Origin of the sequence: Methylobacterium sp. CCH5-D2 (genome assembly GCF_001556475.1) — a bacterium.
Lineage (GTDB): Bacteria > Pseudomonadota > Alphaproteobacteria > Rhizobiales > Beijerinckiaceae > Methylobacterium > Methylobacterium hispanicum.
Genome location: NZ_LSIX01000024.1, coordinates 1 through 750, shown reverse-complemented (window position 1 = coordinate 750; position 750 = coordinate 1). Strand labels below are relative to the sequence as shown.

Genomic DNA, 750 nt, shown 5'->3' with positions numbered 1-750 from the left:
TCCGGCTTCAACGGAGCGCTCCAGCTCTTCGTGCTGATGCGGGCGCTGGAGCCCGATTGCGTGATCGAATCGGGCGTGTTCCGCGGGCTGACCACCTGGGTGATCCGGCAGGCGCGCCCCGACGCCCGCATCTTCTGCCGCGACCCCGACCTCTCGGGCCTGCAGTATCGCGACCCGGCGGCGACCTACTGCACGCAGGACTGGTCGACGGCCGACTGGTCGGCCCTCGATCCGGCCCGCACGGTGGCGTTCTTCGACGACCACGTCGCCCAGGCGCGCCGGGTGGTGGAGGCGCGGGCGCGGGGCCTCACGCGGCTGGTCTTCGACGACGACGCGGCCGGCCACCGCATCCACACCCATGGCGGGCCCGCGCACCCGACCATCGCGATGGTGCGGGCGCTGCACGAGGCCGGGGGTCGTTCCGAGCCGATCCGCTGGCAGCGCAACGGCCGCGTCTTCGAGCAGCCGGCCGACGACCCGCTGGTGCGCAAGGCGGCCCGCCTGATCGCCCGCGCCCACGCCTTCGACGACCTGCACGCGGCGACGGGGTACTCGCCCGCGCGGCTGACCTACGTGCAACTGCATCCGGAGGTGGGCGGATGAGCGGGACAGGCGCGACGCTCCCTCTCGCCTCTGCAGACGGGGCAGTTCATCCGCTCTACGGCGCGGTAAATCGGGACAGGTCGGAACCTCGACGCGCTCCCTCTCCCGTGCGGGAGAGGGTTGGGGTGAGGGATGAGAACTCTCCGG

Annotated in this window: 1 protein-coding gene; it reads left to right on the top strand. The window is 72.5% G+C overall.

The features are described from left to right. Nucleotides 1–603, top strand: a 603-nt coding sequence (locus AX737_RS33925) for a hypothetical protein (protein ID WP_066918146.1), incomplete at its 5' end; no start/stop codon positions are given. Nucleotides 604–750 lie beyond the last annotated feature (147 nt).